At 51.4% G+C, this 18,746-nt stretch carries 13 protein-coding genes; 6 read left to right on the forward strand and 7 right to left on the reverse strand.

Translation table 11 applies throughout. From position 1 onward, the window contains the following. Positions 1-364 precede the first annotated feature (364 nt). Complete coding sequence (locus KTH89_RS09650) at positions 365-820, forward strand: hypothetical protein (protein WP_158345464.1); 456 nt, start codon at positions 365-367, stop codon at positions 818-820. A gap of 457 nt (positions 821-1,277) precedes the next feature. On the opposite strand, the gene KTH89_RS09655 is transcribed toward KTH89_RS09650, so the two are convergent. From KTH89_RS09655 to KTH89_RS09675, 5 genes are read right to left on the reverse strand one after another with little or no spacing between them, the layout of a single operon-like run. Beyond that, complete coding sequence (locus KTH89_RS09655; RefSeq protein WP_158345463.1) at positions 1,278-2,702, reverse strand: amidohydrolase; 1,425 nt, start codon at positions 2,700-2,702, stop codon at positions 1,278-1,280. A 27-nt stretch (positions 2,703-2,729) separates the two neighbouring features. Beyond that, positions 2,730-5,051 carry a glycoside hydrolase family 3 C-terminal domain-containing protein gene (locus tag KTH89_RS09660; protein WP_238721481.1) on the reverse strand — a complete coding sequence of 774 codons (2,322 nt, stop codon included), beginning with the start codon at positions 5,049-5,051 and terminating at the stop codon, positions 2,730-2,732. A gap of 14 nt (positions 5,052-5,065) precedes the next feature. Further along, positions 5,066-6,412, reverse strand: coding sequence for an ABC transporter substrate-binding protein (locus KTH89_RS09665; protein ID WP_238721480.1), 1,347 nt, complete (start codon positions 6,410-6,412; stop codon positions 5,066-5,068). 40 nt (positions 6,413-6,452) lie between these two features. Next, entirely contained in the window at positions 6,453-7,280 is an 828-nt protein-coding gene (locus KTH89_RS09670; RefSeq protein WP_158345462.1) for a carbohydrate ABC transporter permease, read from the reverse strand. After that, positions 7,277-8,158 (reverse strand): carbohydrate ABC transporter permease, encoded by an 882-nt coding sequence (locus tag KTH89_RS09675; protein ID WP_238721479.1) that lies wholly within the window; start codon positions 8,156-8,158, stop codon positions 7,277-7,279. Before KTH89_RS09675 ends, KTH89_RS09670 begins: the two co-directional genes overlap by 4 nt. A 334-nt stretch (positions 8,159-8,492) precedes the next feature. Here KTH89_RS09675 and KTH89_RS09680 point away from each other — a divergent pair, with 334 nt between their 5' ends. Continuing rightward, entirely contained in the window at positions 8,493-9,380 is an 888-nt protein-coding gene (locus tag KTH89_RS09680) for an AraC family transcriptional regulator (protein ID WP_158353266.1), read from the forward strand. 16 nt (positions 9,381-9,396) lie between these two features. Here KTH89_RS09680 and KTH89_RS09685 read toward each other — a convergent pair whose 3' ends face one another. Both KTH89_RS09685 and KTH89_RS09690 read right to left on the reverse strand, forming a co-directional pair. Continuing rightward, positions 9,397-11,931, reverse strand: coding sequence for a response regulator (locus KTH89_RS09685; RefSeq protein WP_158345460.1), 2,535 nt, complete (start codon positions 11,929-11,931; stop codon positions 9,397-9,399). A gap of 26 nt (positions 11,932-11,957) precedes the next feature. Next, positions 11,958-13,232: an ABC transporter substrate-binding protein gene (locus KTH89_RS09690; RefSeq protein WP_158345459.1), complete on the reverse strand. Its 1,275-nt coding sequence runs from the start codon at positions 13,230-13,232 to the stop codon at positions 11,958-11,960. A gap of 289 nt (positions 13,233-13,521) precedes the next feature. Between KTH89_RS09690 and KTH89_RS09695 the strand changes: the two genes are divergently transcribed. The 4 genes from KTH89_RS09695 to KTH89_RS09710 all read left to right on the forward strand — a co-directional run bounded on the left by KTH89_RS09695 (position 13,522) and on the right by KTH89_RS09710 (position 18,707). Further along, complete coding sequence (locus KTH89_RS09695; protein WP_238721478.1) at positions 13,522-14,907, forward strand: extracellular solute-binding protein; 1,386 nt, start codon at positions 13,522-13,524, stop codon at positions 14,905-14,907. 177 nt (positions 14,908-15,084) lie between these two features. Next, positions 15,085-15,990, forward strand: a complete 906-nt coding sequence (locus KTH89_RS09700; RefSeq protein ID WP_158345457.1) for a carbohydrate ABC transporter permease — start codon at positions 15,085-15,087, stop codon at positions 15,988-15,990. Then, positions 15,990-16,838, forward strand: a complete 849-nt coding sequence (locus KTH89_RS09705; RefSeq protein WP_158345456.1) for a carbohydrate ABC transporter permease — start codon at positions 15,990-15,992, stop codon at positions 16,836-16,838. Before KTH89_RS09700 ends, KTH89_RS09705 begins: the two co-directional genes overlap by 1 nt. Positions 16,839-16,952: 114 nt before the next feature. Continuing rightward, positions 16,953-18,707 carry a sensor histidine kinase gene (locus tag KTH89_RS09710; protein WP_158345455.1) on the forward strand — a complete coding sequence of 585 codons (1,755 nt, stop codon included), beginning with the start codon at positions 16,953-16,955 and terminating at the stop codon, positions 18,705-18,707. The last annotated feature ends 39 nt before the right edge of the window (positions 18,708-18,746 follow it).

Genomic DNA, 18,746 nt, shown 5'->3' on the forward strand with positions numbered 1-18,746 from the left:
CCAGTCACACTGGAGTTTCATAAAAGGACAGAAGATTTATTCTGTCTTGGACTACTTTCAAACGGTTAGTGCCGCATATGTAATTCTTATTAATTTTACAATAATTTCCTACCTTTTACAACATTTTTAGTTACATAACATATTTGGAAAGCGGACAGCAAGTAAAAAAAGGTGCGGAAAATAGACCGGAGGGTACCCGGTCTGTTTTCCGCACCTTTTTGCTGCTAATTGGAATGTGGATAAAAGGAAAATCAGAATTTTCGTTTTCAGTAATCTAAGTAACCAAGACAGAATAAATCTTCTGTCCTTTTATGAAACTCCAGTGTGACTGGCAACCGATTTTGATTTCAGGGAGGTAGGTAATATGGAAGAAGCCCTTACATATGATGACGGATGCGTTCCGGAATGCGCGCGCACAATGTATGTGCAGTTTCAATCATACCAGAATAAGGTCGCCTGCGGTAAGCTCTATAGTCTATACTACGAACAGGAATTTGATTTTTATGGACTGGATCAACTATTGCTGATTATGGATGACATTATGGATTCCGTGAATTATCCCCAATCCAGCGTTAACCACAGGAATTTAAAAAACTGCAATCCGTATTTTCTGGACTTATCCGCCTGGACTCCGAAGAAAGACCTGCATGCAGCGGACGGAGAAAGAGATAACACGGCAAAAACAGGAGTTGAAATAAGGGTATATTACCGGCAGCAGGCCAGTATGCAGGGCGAGATACGGGTAAAAGGGCGCAAAGTTTATTTCCGCAGCGGAATGGAACTCATGAGATTGCTGCACCAATATTTACAAAAATGGTAGCGTATGTCCGCTGCTTACGGCTTGGAACCGCGGGCGGTATACGGGGACACTCCGGGTGGCCGGGTCCTTTTGTATCTCCCTGGGAGCGCATAGGGCGGCTGTGAATACGCTTAGTGAAATCGGAAAACCGGGTTCAGGATGCACGGCGGACTTCACGTCCGACGGGCAAGAGCCTCTGAACCGGGAACACATCACGTGTTCCTGGTGAATAGGCTCGGTTCCTGAACCCGGCTTTTCGATTTCACTTAGCGTATTCCAGCGCTAGCCCTCCGCGCTTCCAGGGAGATACAAAAGGACCCGGCCACCCGGAGTGTCCCCGTATACCGCCCGCGGTTCCAAGCCGTAAGCAGCGGACATACAAAGCCTCCCGGAAGAACGCTAAGTTAGTGCGACAGCTCCCTGTGTTCAACCCGGCTGATTCAGACGGGGCAATGGAGCTGCCGCTTGTTGAATTACTTTATAAGTTTGAAAAGGCACTGCTGTTGGCGCGGATGACTCTGCTGCAGACAGCCTCGCCCTCAGCGGCCAGACGCTTCTCGTCCACGCCCTTTAGGACACCGTCCTGATAGACAATTTTTCCATTTATCATGGTCATCCATACGGGGCCGGTCTGGCCCACACGGGCCAGGAGATTCTTCGGGTCGTGCAGGGCGCCTGACAGCTCCAGGTTCTCCGTGTCAATCAAAAACAGATCCGCTCCCTTTTCCGGCTCCAGACTTCCCAGATCGGTGCGTCCCAGCGTCTTCGCTCCGTTCACCGTAGCTATCTTTAGCATATCGTAGGCGGATACACAGCCATTTCGCTTCTTGGCATGATAGGCCTGCATCAGATAGGCCATGCGCAGGGAGTCCAGCAGATTGGAGCTGTCGTTGGTAGCCGAACCGTCGCAGCCCAGGCTTACCAGTACCCCGGCCTGATCCAATTCCTTCAGGTTCAGGATGGGGAATCCTCCCAACACAGCGGGCGCCGGGCAGTGGGATATCCCCGTACCGGTCCCGGCCAGCACCTGGTATTCTTCCGGCAGCACTTCCCAGTCATGGGCGTACCACACATCCGGTCCGATGAAGCCCAGCTCCTGGCACCAGTCCATGGTCCGCTTGCCGTAACGGGCCAGCATCCCTTCATTTTCACCCTCGCCCAGGTGGGTATGCATACGCACCTTCTTATCCCGGGCCATGCGGACGGTCTCCCGGAAGGTTTCCGGGCGGCAGTTGAGAGGCTGGCAGGGGGCCATGACGATCTGCCTCATGGAGTACGGACGGGGATCGTGATATTTGCCGATCAGCCGGTCACAGTCCACTAAGAATTCCTCTGTGGTTTCCAGCATGTTATCGGGGATGGAGCTGCCTTCGGATATGGAGAGGGTGTTGGCGCCCCTGCCGGCGTGATAGCGGATGCCCAGCAGTTCGGCGGCTTCCATCTGCCTGTCCACCGGCTCTTTGCCCGTCTTTTTCGTGTAACAGTACTGGTGGTCAAAGGCGCAGGTACAGCCGTGCTTGATCAGATCCGCGAAGGCAGTCAGGGTGGAGTAGTAGATGACTTTGGAATCTATGATCTGGAATATCTGATATATCTTTTCAATCCAGTCCATCACCATCAGGTTGGGATAATCGATCGCCGTCAGGTTCCTGACAAAAGTCTGAAAAAAATGGTGATGAGTATTAATCAGTCCGGGATATACGAATTTCCCCCTGGCATTTATAATCTGCGTGTCCGCGGCACGACTGCGGTTCCCCGGGGTATCCTGTTTCTTTGCATCCAGATTTTTACCTATGCAAAGGATCTTCGGCCCTTCGATCAGGATATCGCAGTCATAGTACACATGATCCGCCGGGTCGCAGGTCACGACTGCCGACGCGTTTTTTAATAAGATTCTGTCCATCGAGATTCCTCCTGTGCCACGATCGGATTAACCGTTTCCCAATGCCTGATTGATCCGGTCGATGAGCTCATCGATCATTTCGTAAGTAATCATTTCACCGGCGCCCATATCGAGAAAACAACGGACCGGCCAGAAGGCCCACAGGAAGGATTTTTCCGTCTCAGGATTGATCTGATCCCTTGTGAGCAGTTTTCGTTCTATCAGGAAATTATAGAAGATTTCCCTGCCCTGCTCCGTGGAGAGAAGCTCCGCAAAACCACAGTTTTTGCGCAATCTGCGCACGGGCTTTTTCTCATTGTAAACCTGAAGTTTATGACTTTCCCGGATGTCCCGGCTGGAAGCGCCGATCTCTATCATAAAGGTATCGGAGTCCACGACCCAGCCTGCGGATTCCGGGTCATAATAGGCAAAGTCTCTCTCCGTCAAATCAAAGGTGACGGTCTTTGTCTCTCCCGGCTCCAGGTACACCTTTTCGAAGGCTTTTAGCTCCCGCACAGGACGGGGCAGTCCGGGAGCGGCCTGGGATATGTAGAGCTGCGCGACTTCCTTTCCGCCGTAGGCCCCCCGGTTCGTGATGTCCACGCTGACCCGGTAGGTCCCGGGAACGCGGTAGTCATCGCCGGCCTTCAGGCCCGAATAGTGAAAATTAGTGTAGGACAGCCCGTAACCGAAAGGATAGCGGGGTGTCACATCTTTTTTATCATAATACCGGTAACCCACATAGATGCCCTCATTGTAGGTCAGGTCAAACGTATTGCCCGGGAATTCCAGATAGGCGGGAGTGTCGCTTAACCGGAAGGGAATGGTGGCGGAGAGACGGCCGGAGGGATTGCTTTCTCCGAACAGGATATCGGCTACCGCTTGTCCCATGCCTTCCCCGCTGTACCACACGTCCAGAAGCCCTTTTACTTCCGCCTCCCAGGGCATTTCGCATACGTCCCCGTTTGACAGGATGACCACAGTGTTTTCATTGGCACCGGAGACTGCGTGGATCAAAGCTTCATGTCCCTCCTGGATCGCCATGTTTTTACGGTTATAGTCGTCGTCCTCCTCGGGCAGGAAGGAACCGGCGAATACCAGGACCAGATCGGCCTCCCGTGCGGCAAGCTCTGCTTTTTTAAGCTGATCCGGGTCGATTGTGCCATCCGCGCCGTAGCCGGGGACATAGGTGACTTCCATATCCATTTCATCGGCGTAGCGCTTGATGGCTGTCAGAGGGATATCCACCTCTTTGGCCCGGACGATGGCGCAGCCGGTTCCCTGGTATAGCGGCTGTTCGGCCAGCAGGCCGGCTACAGCCAGCTTCTTAGCAAAACCTGGCCGGATCGGCAGTATCCGGTCATTTTTCAGCAGGACCATGCTTTCCGAAGCGGCCTCTCTGGCAAGCTTGTGATGCCGGTCAAAGTCTGGCTCCGTATCGGAATCGGCAGGCGCGGATTCCGACAGGCGCTGTACCAGCTTCAGAATATTGCGTACGCGCTCATCCAGCAGCGCTTCATCGAGACGGCCGTCTTGTACCGCTTCTTCCAGATATTTGGAGGATGCAGGGCTTAAAGGCATCTGCAGGTCAATGCCGCCTTTGGAGGCCTCCACGGAATCTTTGACGGCGCCCCAGTCACAGATGACACAGCCGTCGAATCCCCATTCCTTTTTCAGAATGTCGCGGACATAGCGGTTATCTCCGCTGCACTCCTGGCCGTTGATCTTGTTATACGCGGACATGACGCTGGTGGGATCCGCTTTCTTTACTACCCGCTCATAGGGGGCCAGATAGATTTCACGCAGAGCCCTTTCTTCCGCTTTTACATTGACACGGGTTCTGCGGGTGTCGGAATTGTGGCAGGCGAAGTGCTTCATGCAGGTTCCCACACCCAGACTCTGGACACCTTCTACCATGGCGGCAGCCATGTCGCCGGCCAGACAGGGGTCCTCGGAATAATATTCGAAGTTCCGGGCTGTCAGGGGATGCCGGCGGATATTGATACCCGGGCCCAGCAGCAGCTGGATGCCGATACCCCGGCACTCGGCCGCGATGGCCCGGCCGACCTGGCGGATCAGATCTTTGTTCCAGGAACAGGCGATGGCTGATCCGGAGGGGAATGCCGTAGCCTCGCAGGTATTGTTAAGGGCTTTCTCGTCGTCGAAACGGCCGCTTAATGTGTCATAAAAGGTGGAAGGCTTTGGATCGTCAGAGCCCATCTGGAACCGGACCCCGCTGGTGCCGTCGCTCATCAGGACAGACGGCACTCCGAGGTGTGGCAGGTCCAGTGTTCTCCAGGAATTTTTACCTGTGCAGAACATCACCTTCTCATGCAGGGTCATTTTTTTGATAATATCCTCTATATTCACAAAATAACCTCCGTTTACTCGGTCTTTAAGTTATCCCAGCCGTTCTGAAGCTCACGGGTGAAAGCCGCGCCGTCGATGTTGCCGGCCACCAGCTTCTGTACGGCCTCCCCGGCCGCCTGGGCAAATCCGTCCGGATAATAGGAATGATACATGCCATATACCTTACCCTGATTAATATAGGAAGAAAGATCTGTTCCCAGTTCACCGATGCTGTCCGGGTCCGCTTCAAAGGACCGGAAGGCGGGAATCATCTGCAGATCGGTGGTCATGCATTTCTGTCCCTCCGGGGTGGTGGAAAGCCAGGTAAAGAATTCCTTGATCTCTTCCTTTGCCTCAGAGTCCTTGTTGATGCCCCAGTATCCGGTTACCCCGGCGAACAGCATATCGTTGGCTTCCTTGTCATCATCGATGGGGAAAGGCATTAAGCCCGCGGACAGATCCGGTCCGGCTTCGTCCAGCGTGGGCTGGTTCCAGTTTCCTCCCAGGGTCATAGCCACTTCCTGGTTGCTGAACAGGGAAGTCTGGGTGTTGAAGTCGGTATTCATCGGGTTCGTGCATTTGGATACGTCATAGAGCAGATAATCCGCCAGCGTCAGGAATACGGGGTTATCCACGAAAGTGGTGCTGCCGTCGTTTAATCCCTGGAGGAACGCCATGGGGTCCTCTTGTCTGGCAATCCCTACATTTACCATAAAGTTTCCGGCCTGATACCAATCCATGTAAGGCTGTGTGATGGGGGAAATGCCTGCCGCTTCTAATTTATCCACGGCTGCCTTCATCTCGGTAAGCGTGGTGGGCACCTGGGTGATTCCCGCCTGTTCAAACAGTTTTTTATTGTACATATAACCGTAGCCTTCCACGGAAACCGGCAGTCCATATACGCCGCCGTCGATGGTAATGTCCTGCTTAGCCAGGTCAATCATATCCGCTACCCAGGGCTGGTCGCTTAAGTCTTCCAAGTGGGACTGCCACAGCTTCGCGTCCGCGTTACCTACGATGGTAAACACGTCCGGAGCCTGTCCGCCGGTAAACTTGGTCTTTAATGAGGTAAAATAGTTATCGGCCTCGGATTCCACCACGAATTCCACCTCCGGATGCATCTCGGAATATTGTTTGCATACATTTTTCAATGCCTCGTCGATCTGGATCTTCAGCTGATAGATGTAGATGGTCTTTTTCTCTGTGGTTCCTGCATCGGCAGTGCCTGCGCCTTTATCGCCTGCGGCTTCCCCGCTGTCCTGTGCGGCCGGGGTCTTTTCCGGGGCGGCATCACCGGAACCTGTGGTAACTCCGCAGCCAAACATGCCCAGGGCCATCACACCTGACAACAGCAGTGCCAAAAGTCTTTTTCTCTCTTTCATATACGTTTCCTCCTTCAGTGTTTACGGTTTTGTTTTATATTTATCCCTTTACAGCTCCGGCCAGAATACCGCCGACGATTTTTTTCTGTAACAGGACGAATACCACTAATATAGGAACAATGGAGATCACCAGCGCCGGAAGCGCCAGATCCCACTGGCTGGAATACTGGCTGAACAGTTTCTTGATCGCCAGCTGGATCGTGCTCAGCTGGCTGCTGTCCAGCAGGATCAGCGGAACGATAAAGTCGTTCCAGATCCAGAAGATATCCATGACGAAGATCGTCACCATGGTGGGCTGCAGCAGCGGAAGAATGATCTGCCAGAATACCCGCACCGGGCCGCAGCCGTCTACTATGGCCGCCTCCTCAAGCTCATAGGGGAGAGATTTCACCGCGCCCTGTGTCATAAAGAAGGCGAAGGCCAGACCGATTCCCCAGTAGGTGACGATGGCTCCGGACAGGGAATTGTTCAGGCGGAACACCCGCATCACCTGTACCAGAGGAATCATCAGGGAGGCAAAAGGGATCAGCATGGACAGAACCAGCAGCCTGGAAAATATACGGGAATAAACGGTGGGATGCCGCTCGGACCAGTAGGCGCTCATAGCGCTTAACAGTACGATCCCGGTTACGGAGAGGACGGTCACCAGGGCGGTATTCCACATGACCCTGGGGATTTCTACCGTTTTCCAGGCATTGATATAATTCTCCAGATGCAGGATGCCGGGAATTTCAAGAGGCCTTGCGATAATATCGCCCAGCGGCTTAAAGGAGTTCATCACCACCACGAACAGAGGATAGAGGAACACAAGGACCGCCAGTAACATGACGAGAAACAGGATGACAGATCCGATTTTACCTTTTTTCATTGGTACTCCCTCTCTTTCTTGCCGGTGAAGTACATCTGGATGCCGGTTATGAGCATGATAATTACAAAGAACACCAGTGACTCGGCAGTGGCTAACCCGTATTTATTGTTGGCAAACGCGTCGTTGTAAATATACAGGGCCATGGAATTAGTAGATCCATAGGGGCCGCCCTTCGTCAGCGAGTAGTTCAGCTCGAACATCTTAAAGGCGTTGGAGATCGTCCAGAACAGGCACACGGTTATGTAAGGCATACACAGAGGCAGTTTTACCTTGAAGAAGGTGCACACAGCCGACGCGCCGTCGATCCGGGCGGATTCGATCAGATCGGAAGGGACGCCCATCAGTGCGGCGGTCATGATTACCATCACATACCCCACGTTCTGCCAGACGCTGACGATCACCAGTCCGATAAACGCGGTAGACTCCGTGCCCAGCCACTGTTGGTTGAAAAAGCCCGATTGAAGCAGTTGTCCAATAGCGGGAAAGCCTGTGACGAAGATGAACTGCCATACAAAGCCCAGAATCAGGCCGCCGATCGTATTCGGCAGATAAAAGGCTACACGGAACAGCCCTTTTGCGCGGATGGCCGATGTAAGGGCTACCGCCAGCAGGGTTCCCAGCACGTTGATCAAAATAATGTTCACCACCGAGATTTTCAGTGTAAACCAGAAGGAACCCAGAAAATTAGACTTCCCGGAGAAGATTCTCACAAAGTTGTCCAGTCCGATAAACTTGATGTCATTGGCTACTCCGTTCCAGTCCGTAAACGAATAGATGACGCTGATTACAAACGGAACGACTACGGCCAGCGCAAAGGCCAGGGATGCCGGCCCCAGAAACAGCGCGTGGCGCCAAAATCCCATTTTTTGCTTTTTCACAGATTACCTACCTCCTTGAAACTCCATTGATAATGTTGTTTATTTTTGAAAGGCCGCCATATCCGTAATAACTTTTCTATTACATCATGACAGCCTCTTTACCGTGGTATGTGGGTATGTTGTTTTCTTCAGTGATTTTATTATAATCCGGCTTCCGTGGAGTTTCAGTTCGATTATTAGCGAAAAATATGCAAAAAATTGATATTATTTAACGTAATATTGACAATTTCAGAGGGATTTACCATAATAAAGACAAGAAATGAAGAAAATAGAAGGTCAAATAGGAAAGAAAAATAGGAAAAAAAAGAGCCGGCAAACGGCAGAGGAGGATTCTATGGAATATCCCCACGAGACGATTAAAGTTCCTGAAAAATTTCTCGCCTGGGTGTATGTACACACAGAGAACCAGATCATGGAGGTGGATAAACACTGGCACCGCAGCCTGGAGCTGACCTACATCCTGTGGGGGGACTGCCTGTTTGATGTGGGCGGCCGCAGGTTCGTGGCGAAGGCCGGGGATCTGGTCCTGATCAACGGGGGAGAGGTGCACGGCTGCCATATGAATTATTCAAGCCCTGCGGAGGCCATCACTATTATATTTCCCGTGGCTTTTTTAAAACAGATTTACCCCGCTTATGAGGATATCTGTTTTGTGCTGGATCAGGAGAAAGCCGGTTATACCCAGCTGGGCAGAATCTTTAAAGAAATTTTTCCGGTGTTCAGCAACCGGAAAACGAATCTTCATTACCAGCTGAAGCTGAACAGCAGTTTCTATGAGATCTTATATATACTTCTCACCGAGTTCAAGAGGGAGAAGGAGGTGCCTACCGCCATCAAAACCCAGAAGTACATGGAGCGGTGCCAGGATATTATAGCCTATATCGATACGCATTACCGGGAGACGATTTCTCTGGATACCCTGTCCAGGGACTACGGAATATCCAAGGAACATCTGTCACGGACCTTTAAAGAGTGCATGGGCACCACATTTAAGAAATATCTGACCAGTATCCGCATGCACCACGCCTACCAGGACCTTACGGAAAGCGACTACTCCATCCTGCAGATCGCTCTGGACAATGGTTTCTCCGACAGCAGATCCTTTACCAGGGCTTTCCAGCACTATTACGGGCAGCCGCCCCTGAAATACCGGAAGTCCCTGGCAGGCCCCAACATGTCCCATGTGAAAAATCCCTATCTGCGGACACACGGCTACCTGTAAACGGTAGCGGCGGCGGTCAGTCTCCATTCCCATTCAAGAGTAGATGGATCTGTCTTATCATTGTCGGAATATCCAGCGGTTTGGCCAGATGACCGTTCATACCCGCGGCCAGGGCGGCCTCCACATCCTCCGCGAAGGCATCCGCGGTCATAGCCAGGATGGGGATGACGCCGGCGTCCGCACGGTCTAAGCCGCGGATCTGTTTTGTCGCCTCATACCCGTTCATGACGGGCATCTGCACGTCCATTAATATCAGGTCATAATGCCCGGGAGACGATTTTTCAAATGATTCCACACAGGCCAGGCCGTTGGAAACCACGTCCATCTGCGCGCCCAGGCCTTCCAATAATTCCCGCGCGATCTCCTGGTTCAGCATATTATCTTCCGCCAGAAGAATACGCCTGCCGGTCAGATCCTGGCTCATGTCTTTGCAAGTCGCCGCCGGTTTATCTCCCAGGACGTTTTGGCAGATACAGCGGTACAGAGCGGTTTTAAGTAACGGCTTCTGAAGAAAATCTTTTATGCCGGCAGCGGCAGCTTCCTCCTCCATACCCGCGCAATCATACGCGGACAGGAGAAGAGACGGCGGTTTTTCGCCCGTCTGCTCCAGGATTGCCAGGGCTGTCCCGACCGCGTCCGGATCCTCCAATTCCGCGTCCAACAGGATCAAAGTGTAATCATTCCCGTGGCTGTGGGCGGCGGCCGCTTTCTGTACGGCCGCTTCTCCTGACGGAACAAGATCCGGGCTTAGCCCCAGAGCGCGCAGAAATTCTGCGGTGGTGCGGCTTTCTTCGGGATCACTGTCCGCGATGAGGATTCGGATGCCGGGCAGCGCCGGGTTTTCCTGATCGGCAGCGGCCGCAAGGAGCAGGTCCAGGTCCACGGTGAAGACGGAACCCTCCCCGGGTCTGCTGTCCACGGTGATCGTCCCCTCCATCATATCGACGATCATTTTGACAATGGCCATGCCAAGGCCGGTTCCTTCGGTCTGATGAACCCGGTCGTCCTGTTCCCGGGAAAAGGAATCAAAGATGTGCCGGAGGTATTCCGGCTTCATACCGATCCCGGTATCCGCCACGCGGATGGTCAGATGGGCTCTGTTTTCCCGGACGGAAGGGCTTTCTGTAATATCGACCCGGACCGCGCCGCCCTCCGGCGTGAATTTTACCGCGTTGGAGAGCAGGTTGATGAGCACCTGATTGAGGCGCAGCGGATCAAAAGAAAGCGTTTCGTGTGTAATGCCGTGTAAATAGATGTGGAATCCCTGGTTCTTTTGCGCAGCCGTCGGCTGTATGATTCGCACCAGATTCGTAAGCAGTGTTTCCAGGGAAGTATCCATGTTATTCAGTTTCATTTTACCGCTTTCGATCTTGGACATATCCAGAATATCGTTGATCAGTCCCACCAGAAGCTGTCCCGACAGTTCAATGTTTTTCAGATATTCCCTGACCTTATCCGGTTCCCCGGCGTGACGGGAAGCCAATTGGGTCATACCGATGATGGCGTTCATAGGAGTGCGGATATCATGGGACATATTGGACAGAAAACGGCTTTTGGCGGTGTTCGCGCTCTCGGCGGCCAGGCGCGCGCGTTCTTCGGCCTGGAGTATCCGCCGGGAGGTGGTTCGGTGGACGATATAAAATGCGGCCATGATCAGACCGCTTACCAGTATCAGAATGAGAAACACCTGGGAATTTTGGACAATATTGTGGGTCTGTTCCATGATGACCCGGTTGGGGACAATGGACACCAGATACCATCCCGGCGTATTTTCCATGGGCACGTAACAGAACACGTAGTCTTCTTCCTGATAGTAGAAGCGGGCAGCCCCTTTTTTTCCAAGCTCCAATGCGGCCTGAAATGACCGGATTTCATCCGGATCATTGCCCTGCAGGTCGATGATATCAAACAGGTTTTGAAAGGTACGGTTGCTGTTGCGGTGTAGAGAGCGGATCAAAATATCCCCCTGTGGGCTGACCACATAAGAAAACCCGGTATCGTCGTAGAAAGACAGGGAAAACCGTTCCGCGACCGTAGAGAGGGGCAGGGACTTTTGCAGGAATCCCTCCGCTCCGTCCTTAAATGAAAACCGTTCGTAATATCCCAACGTCCACACGCCGGTACGGCCATCCAGATACGGTTCCCGAATTCCGTTGCCCTGCAGGGCCAATAAAGCCTCGGCCTGTTCCGGGTTAAGCTTTTGCGCCTCCCCGGGCTGTGTGCCGTAACAGGTATTGGTATCCAGGCTGACGCAGATATAGGAGGAGCCGGAATCTCCGGACAGATGCAGCATTTCCTCCTGAATTGCTTTGCCGTCGCGGGAATCTTCCGCCGACAGGTCTTCGGCGAGCCAATGCAGCATCTCCATATCCTTTTCAATATAAGTATCCAGCGCATGACAGCCCTGCGCCGTTACTTCCAGGACGTCGGTTACCGATTTGAGCCACAGAGAGTTCTGTACGCTCCTGAGGTAGTAGATACTGCCCAAAAGCACGATTGACACGGATAGGACCGCAAGGAGAAGCGTTTTCCATCTGTGTTTTATTTTCATGTTTCATTCCTCCAGCGTAATCCAATCTATTGTGTCAGCAGTTGCTCCATATGGGATACGGCCGTATCCGCGTCGTCGCCCTCCAGCATACCCTCGATACATTCCCGGGACAGATCCCAGATCGGGAACAGCAGATTGTCATCGGAACCGATTACACTGCGGCCGTTGGTGAGATACGGCCCGACTGGCTGGATCGCGTCGTCTTCGGCCAGACGGTTCTCCTTCAGCGGACTGAAAGAACTCTGGCTGTCGACAAATTCCCACATGACGTCGTTCTGGGTCAGATATTCCACAAACTGTTTGGCTTCTTCGGGATAGCGGCTGTTGGCGTTGATGCCGATCCGGGTATCCATATTGATCACCAGCACGCTTCCGTCATCCAGAATAGGGTAGGGATAGACCTCGAATTCAAAATCGGGATTCAGATCCCGCAGCCGGGGGACGGCCCAGACACCGGTTAACATAAATGGCTGATCCCCTTTGGAAAAGGCGGCCAGATCCTCTTTGGTCTTAGACGTGCGCTGCGTTTCCTCCCGGTCTACCCAACGGCGCGTAAACATCCGCTCTACGAATTGAAAGCCGGGGCGCAGGGTATCGGCAAGCGCGGCCGGATCGTCATTGAACCGCGCGATCTGACCGGAGGCAGCGCCCGAATAATAGGGCAGCAGACATTTTGCCAGGACCACGGTTTTCAAAGAAATATCGTTATTGGCCACAATCGGCGTGATACCTTCCGCGGCGAAATAGTCGCATACCTGCTCAAATTCCGCCAGATTATGGGGAACCTCCTGCCCGTGCTCCTTTAGAAGATCCAGATTACAGTACAGGCCGAAAGCTGAGATGGAGGTGGGAAGATAATAAATGCCGTCGAGGGCGGTCATCTGGCTTTTTGCAAGCTCACTGAAATTCCCCAGGGTGGACAGGCCGGAAAGATCCGCCAGTTCCCCCTGCCGGCCCAGTTCCAGCACCCTGGCATGATCCAGCATAAAGACGTCGTCCCCGTTTCCGGTAGCCAGTCTTTTTTCGAGTATCTCAAAATACGGGGGATTTTTAATGCCGTCATAGGAGATGGAGATGTCCGGGTATTGATCCATGAAGCCATGCAGGGAATTTTCGATTGCCGTGACATTGAGGGCCTCGTATTTGAACCCAAAAAAAGTCAAGGAGACCTGTGGTTTTACGTCTTCCTGACTGTTCTCAAATATGATATTCCGGCTTCGGGCGGACCCGCATCCGGCGAAAATACAGGAAACCAGAATACTGAGGAAAATATATAATAAAATAACCGGGTGTTTTTTCATGGTTCAAACCTCTTTTAATCTATAAGAAATATAATCCGATCCAAACGGAGGATAAAAGGATTACGGAATATCCCATTTGCTTTATAATTGTAACATGGCGTATCCGGCAGCACAAGGATATTTACTACATAGGAAAATCGGGCACAGGGGTGAATTACCACATTTGACGGACCATGATTTATGAATGAGATACGCAAGGAAAGAAAATTATAGAAGATGGACATTTTAATAAATTTTTTTCTGCAGATCCCGATGCTATAATCAAGCTATCTTAAGAGGAGGTATTTATATGAAAGCAAAAAAAGTATTATCCGTGTTATTGGCTGTTACGCTGACTGTAATGCTGGCCGCCTGCGGTTCCGGCCAATCACAGGAGGTTGCGCCGAAGGCAGAAGGGGGAGCCGCGGGCAGTCAGGAAGAACAGCCGGGGGAAAAGAAGCCGGCAGGTCAGGAGAACGCTTCGGATGAGGACAAGGTAATCACCTTCTGGAACATTACCACTGGGGATCCGGATAAGGCGATCATGAATTATGCGGTAGACCAGTTCAATCAGAACAGCAGCTCCGGTTATCAGACGGAGGTAGTGGCCGTTCAGAACGACAACTATAAGGAAAAATTGATTATCGCCATGAGTTCCGGAGAATGCCCGGATATGTATACCAGCTGGACCGGGGGACCGATGATCGAATATATCGAATCCGGTTTCGCACAGCCCCTGGACGATCTGTTCTACAAAAGCGATCTCCCGAACCGTCTGACGGAAGGTTCGATTGCGCAGGGAACCTATAACGGGCATATTTATGCGATCCCCGTCAACAATGTATCCGTTACGGGAATCTTCTACAATAAAGAGATTTTTGATAAATATAACCTGCAGGTCCCGGAGACTATTGGACAACTGGAGAGCGTGTGCGATACGCTTCTTGGCAATGGAATCACGCCGTTTGCCCTGGCAAACCAGGAAAAATGGACCGGTTCCCAATATTTTATGTATCTGGCGACCCGCTATGGCGGTCTGGATGCCTTCACCAGCGCGGCGGATGGAACCGGCAGCTTTGAGGACGAATGCTTTATAAAAGCGGGAGAAACCATCAAAAATTGGGTTAAGAAAGGGTATTTCCCGGAAGGCGTCAATTCACTGAGCTGGAATGACGGTATGGCGAAACAATTATTCTATCAGGAAAACGCGGCCATGATGCTGACCGGTTCCGGTATGTCCAGCGTCTTCATGAATGACAGCGAAGAGTTTTTCAACAAGCTTGGCTGGTTCCCGTTCCCGGTAGCGGAGGGTGTAGATACGGACCCGACCCTTATGATCGGGACCATGGGAGATCAGTTCATATCCTTTAACTGCACCGGAGAGAAACTGGAAGCCGCATTCGAATGCGTAACCAACTATTCCACACCGGAAGGCGCCCAGTTCATGGTGGACAAAGGAAAGATCCCTCCGGTCAAGGGAATCGAAGAGAAAGTGTCGAATCCCCTGTTGAAAACCGTCATCGAATATGCCAACAAAGCTTCCAATGTGCAGCTTTACTACGATCAGTACCTGCCTCCAGCGGTGGCCCAGGTTCATCTGAACACGATGCAGGAAGTGTTTGGCTTGACTATGGAACCTGCAGAGGCGGCAAAACAAATGCAAAAAGCGAACCAGGATTATCTGGCGGAAAAATAATACAACCAAGTATCAGCATACCAGAATGGAGAGTGGAACGCCGCGGTTTTTCAGCGGCGTTCCACTCTCCGTTATACGAAGAATATTATAGAAAAAGGACAGAAGAATCTATTTTTCCCGGTTTTTGCCCGTGCTATCATGACTTTAATAAGAAGAAAACGGATGGAGGAAAGCGGGATGAAGAAGAAAACGAAGGCTCTGGCCTCTCTGCGCAAGAGGGAAATGCTGCTGACGGGAATGCTGTTTTTGGCTCCGGTATTGATATTTCTGGCTGTATTTGTCATATATCCGATTATCGAGTCATTCCATATCAGCTTTTTTAAGTGGAACGGGATCTCGGCGGGCAGGGAATTTATCGGATGGAAAAACTGGAAGACCTTGTTCATGGATGGAAATTTCAGGAGGGCCGCAGGCAATAATCTGATCATTATGGCGCTGTCGATCCTGATCCAGATCCCGTTAGGGCTGGCCATGGCAACCTTCCTGGAATTCGGAAAGAAAAAATTCAAAGTATTCAAGGTGGTCTGGTTCATTCCCCATCTTATGTCTTCGGTGGCCATTGGATTTCTCTTTTCCTATGCGCTGGCCACAAACGGGGGAATCATCAGCACCATATCCAAATGGTTCGGCGGAGGGAATGTGGATCTGCTCGGAAGCAGCACCTTAGCGCTGTATGCGGTGATCGGGGTCATCTGCTGGCAGTTCTCCCCGTTTTACATGGTTTATTTCCTGGCCGCGTACACCAATATCTCGGAGGAAATCTACGAGGCCGCCAGAATCGACGGGGCGACAAAGGGAAAATATTTCTGGCATATCGTTCTGCCGTTACTGAAACCTTCGTTAAAAAGCGCGGCGATTCTCTCCATGGTAGGGGCGCTGAAATACTTTGACCTGATCTACGTCATGACGGGCGGCGGGCCGGGTTCCTCTACAGAGCTGATGGCCACCTATATGTATACGTTATCTTTTTCTAACTTTAACATGGGTTATGGTTCCTGCGTAGCGTCCGGAATGTTCCTGATTATAACTCTGATGTCCTTATTTACTATGAAAGTACTGAACCGTATAGGGGGAGATGCATAATGGATTCAATCAAAGTCAGTAAAATAAAAAGTATTCTGCTGTGGACACTGGCAGTCATCCTGGGCCTGTTCTATCTGCTGGTATCGCTGCTCCCCTTTGTGTTTATGATTATGAACTCCTTTAAGGAACAGTTCGAGATGCTGGTAAAAGGGATTTTCGAATTGCCGGATCACCTGTATCTGGGAAATTATGAGGCGGTGCTTCAGGGGAATTTTTTCCGATATTTTGGCAACAGCCTGTTTGTACTGGTTGTGTCGCTGGCTTTACTGCTGTTCATCACGGCCTGCGCTTCTTATCCCTTAGCCAGGTTCAAACTAAAGATCTGCAGCCCCCTGTACGCACTGATTGTGGCCTGCATGTCGATCCCCATTCACATCACTTTGATCCCGGTGTTCAAAATGATGATGAAAATGAATCTGTACGACAGCATCTGGGCGCTGATCGGCCCATATGTGGCCTTTGGAATTCCGATCTCCGTCTTTATTCTGACCAGCTTCATGCAGAGTATCTCCAGGGAGATCGAGGATGCGGCGCAGATCGACGGATGTGGGAGAATACGGATGTTCTTCCGGATCATCCTTCCGCTTTCCAAACCGGGCCTGTCCACACTTGCGATCTACAACGGGGTACATATGTGGAATGAATTCAGCTTTGCCTATACGCTGACCCAGTCCGTGGGCAACCGGACGCTGCCCCTTGCCGTATGGGATTTCAAAGGTCAGTATTCCATGAACACGCCGATGATTCTAGCAGTACTTACACTTACCGCGCTTCCAATGATTATCATGTTTATCTTTGCTCAGGATGCCCTGGTGAAGGGAATGACAGCGGGAGCGGTGAAGGGGTAAAAATGCAGGGCGATCCTGTCACAAAGGAAACTTCCAGGTGTTGCGTTTCACAACACCTTTTTCCTGTTATTTTAAGATATGATAGTGATATAGGGACAGGAAGGAGGAATATAGATGCTGCGTAATCTGCACAGTAAGATCGTACAATGGAATTTTGATAAAAAAATGAGATGGTATATCGCGGGTATCATCTGTCTCTCGTCGGTTCTCATTTTTGTGGTGATCACAGGCGCTTACCTCATGTTCAGCATACAGCAGTCCAAAAAGATGGCGGAAGAACAGCTGTCATCCCTGGCGGCAAACTATGAGAGCACGCTGGATACTTATAAGGCACAGGCCCTGGCGCTGATGCTGGACAATTCGATCCAGGAATATTTAAAAGGCGGGGGCCCGGACAGCCCCGGTTACTATGAACGGACGGACAGCGCGCAGGAATCGCTGATGAATTTCACCAACATGAACGCCAGCATGAATTTCGTCTCCGTGGTCAGTTATCAGTTCCCAGGATACCTGTACAAGGGAAAAGCGACCCAGATCAATACCCGATTTTCCAGTTCCTATGAGCAGGACTATGACGGGAGTATAAAAGGGCCAGGGAAGGGCACGCTGCGCATGAGCTATAACGACGCTTATACCAGGGACGGGAGCTGTTCCCTGAATGTATACCAGCCGATCTATTCTTTGACATACCTGAACAAAGAAATGGGTCTCTTCTGTATGAATTATGAGGATAATTTTTTGAAAAATCTATCGGAGAAGAAATATTTTGATTTTGAATCGGAGATCTATATGATCGATAAGGCCGGCCGCCTGTTTTCTGCCTACGGAGAACAAAGCCAAGCACCGTTTCCGTGGATGGATCTGCTGGTAAAAGAGAAAGGGAGTTTTACCAGGGACAATACCATCTATAATTACCAGAAGATTGGTTCCTGGAACTTTTATATCATCAATCAGACCCCCATGTTTGAGTTTTATAAAAGCTGCGTGAGGATTATCCCGATCCTGGCGATCATTATCCTGCTGTTAAGCGCGTGCAGTATCTATGTGGGGAACTGCCTCATCCACAGAATGTACCGGCCGGTAGATCTGCTGGTAAAGGAGATGGAGCAGGTGGCGAATGGCCGTCTGGAAGTCAGAAGCAGCCCGGATTATGCGGGAAATGATTTCCGGCAGCTGATCGACGGTTTCAACTACATGATGGATGAGATCAACAGCCTGATCCGAAAGGTGAGGGCGGAGCAGCACCAGAAGGAGCAGATCCGGTTTAACGCGCTCCAGTCCCAGATCCAGCCGCATTTTCTGTATAATACATTGGAGTGTATCCACTGGCAGGCCATGGTGGAGGGGGCCGAAGACATCTCCATTATGGTGAAGGCTCTGGCCCAGTATTACCGCAGCTGCCTGAGCAAGGGCAAGGACGTTATCACGCTGGCGGAAGAGCTGGAACAGATCCGTAATTATCTGATTATACAAAATATGCGCTATGACAATATGATTGCATACCAGGATGAGGTAACAGAAGGGTTCCGCCATGTCCCGATCCCCAAGCTGACTTTGCAGCCGTTGGTGGAGAACGCCATCTATCACGGAATACGGAACCGGGAAAACGCCAGGGGCAGCATCCGTGTCAGCGCGGTAAACAGGGAGGACGCGGTGATTGTGCAGGTGGAAGATGACGGCGTGGGAATGCCGCTTCGGCAGATGGAACAGATAAACCGGACGATCGGTCAGTTTGACGAGGGGCTGGGATATGGACTGCAGAATGTAAATAAAAGAATCGAATTATTATTCGGGGAGGAATATGGGCTGTGCTACCGGTCAAATGACGCGGGCGGGGTTACCGTTGAGATCCGTCTGCCCGGACAGTGACAGCGGAAAAGAAACAAGCGGAAGGAATTGGGAAAGGGA

The organism is Diplocloster agilis, assembly GCF_019042275.1.
GTDB lineage: Bacteria > Bacillota > Clostridia > Lachnospirales > Lachnospiraceae > Diplocloster > Diplocloster agilis.